This window comes from Cellulophaga sp. 20_2_10 (genome assembly GCF_023476645.1).
Taxonomy (GTDB): domain Bacteria; phylum Bacteroidota; class Bacteroidia; order Flavobacteriales; family Flavobacteriaceae; genus Cellulophaga.
Window position 1 is genome coordinate 1 of record NZ_JAMCOJ010000041.1, and the last position, 1882, is coordinate 1882.

Annotated in this window: 2 protein-coding genes; both read right to left on the reverse strand. The window is 30.2% G+C overall.

The features are described from left to right. Window positions 1-280: 280 nt before the first annotated feature. Complete coding sequence (locus tag M4I21_RS18425) at window positions 281-820, reverse strand: DUF3575 domain-containing protein (protein ID WP_249560694.1); 540 nt, start codon at window positions 818-820, stop codon at window positions 281-283. 318 nt (window positions 821-1138) lie between these two features. Then, the gene (locus tag M4I21_RS18430; RefSeq protein ID WP_249560695.1) at window positions 1139-1483 is read right to left on the reverse strand and encodes a hypothetical protein; all 345 of its coding nucleotides are present in this window, start codon (window positions 1481-1483) and stop codon (window positions 1139-1141) included. Window positions 1484-1882: the final 399 nt, after the last annotated feature.

A 1882-nucleotide genomic window follows, 5' to 3' on the forward strand; every position in this document is an offset into this window, starting at 1 on the left:
ATCGCATAGTGGCCAAAGGGAGGAGTAGTTAGCCACTAATAACTGTTGCTAATAAGCTACTTAAACAGTCTTTTGCTATTGCAAAATCAAGGAAGGCCATATGATGAAACTTACGTTTCTATAGTACCGAGATAATAAGAAAATAAATACAATAAAAAAGCTCAAAGAACCAGTTTTAGAGTCTATGAGCTCATTATAATAATACCTAGAATTAACTAAGAATTTGTTTGTTTTTTACCTCAGTTCTTTGTTGTAAAACGTTTTTTATGCCGTTATTATATTAAAATCTATAGCCTAAATTTAAACCTAATCTTGCAACTTGGGTGTGGTCGGTCTTATCAGCATTAAATAATAGTTTTCCCCAACCTGCATTTACTTCAAATATAAATCCACTTTTGGTGACCCATTTACTACCTAAACCGATACCAAGCGAAAAATCAATTACGTCAGAACCTTTTGTGAAAGTTAAATTTTCATCAGTATCGTATATTTTTTTTCCGTCGATTGAACTTAACATTCCAAATCCTTCAGCAAAGAATCCTGAAGCATATTTTTTACCAAAGTACTTTCTGTAATATGAAGATATCATATAATTTGTATCCTCATTTGAATTTTCGTTATTAAACACATACAAAGCAGAAATTCCTACTGATGATTTCTGATTTATAATTCTTTCATAAGTCGCTTCAAAAGTTCCGGCTAAAGGAAGTAATACATTAAGTTTGACTTCATTCTTTTTTTCATTTCCAGAGTTGTCATTTTGTGCATTAACAGCAAAAACCGAAAATAGCATTACAATTATTAAGTACTTTTTTTTCATAATGTAGTGTTGATTGTTCAGGTCAAACTTATAATAAGTTGCTTTAAAAAATGTTAATAAAACCTATAAGTCAAGTTAAATTAAACATAAGATAAATAGATCTAAATTTCGTGAGTTGGCTGGTTATCAAGTATTTTACAGCGTGTTTGTGTATGATTTCGTTGCGTGGTTTAAGCACGGAATTTGGCAACTAAAAAACGAATAGAAAATCCGCTAGTCCAGACGCTTCGGGATTCGTAAATAGGCTTAAAACAAGCAGTTGATTATAGATGGTGTTGGCAGTAGTTATTTGTTTATATTACTTTTTTATTATAATTCTCAGTCTTCGTTGTCAATAAGGTTTTCAACAGTGTTAAACTCAAAATATTCTTGCCAACTTCCAATTTTTTTATGAATATCTATCATTCCATATTTTTTTGGCTCTAAACTAAAAAGTAAATCATTAAAGTTTCCATACCCACTATAATCGTGAGTGTCATATTCAAATATTTGAAATCTAAATTTGCATACAGGAAGCAGGTCATTTTTCCAACCAATCTCTATAGGCACAAACCAGATATAACTAAAACCAATTAAAGCAAAAATAAATAGTACTTTTTTTAGAAAATGAGAGCGTTTATTTTTAGATATAAATAATACTAAAATCCATACTAGATATGTCATAAGTATTACTGTAATTGCAATGAAAATTATCTCAGGGTTTCGCATTGTTTTAACAACTAAATTTGAAGTTATTGAATTGAGGGGTTTTGTTTTTAATCACTGCCAACGTTTAGTATAAGGAACGTAGGGCAGGTGATAAGCACTTCGTTACGGGCTTGGCACTTAGCAAAATATAATATTTTGCTTTTATCTTTTTTGTTCTAAAGCCAAATTAAAAGATTTGGCGGACTTAGTAAGTATACACTAAACTTTGGGTTAAACACTAAAACCCGTATTAACTATAGCTATTGTTGTAGCACGTTATTTAGTTGTAAAATTGGTCAATATGCTCTTTAATTTCATAAACTCTTGTTTTGGTTATTTCACATATTTTTCCTGCTCTAATATTGCGTTGGATAG

Excerpts from the sequence above, each read along its gene's own strand:
- M4I21_RS18425 (WP_249560694.1), bottom strand. The coding sequence starts at position 820 with ATGAAAAAAAAGTACTTAATAATTGTAATGCTATTTTCGGTTTTTGCT.
- M4I21_RS18430 (WP_249560695.1), bottom strand. The coding sequence starts at position 1,483 with ATGACATATCTAGTATGGATTTTAGTATTATTTATATCTAAAAATAAA.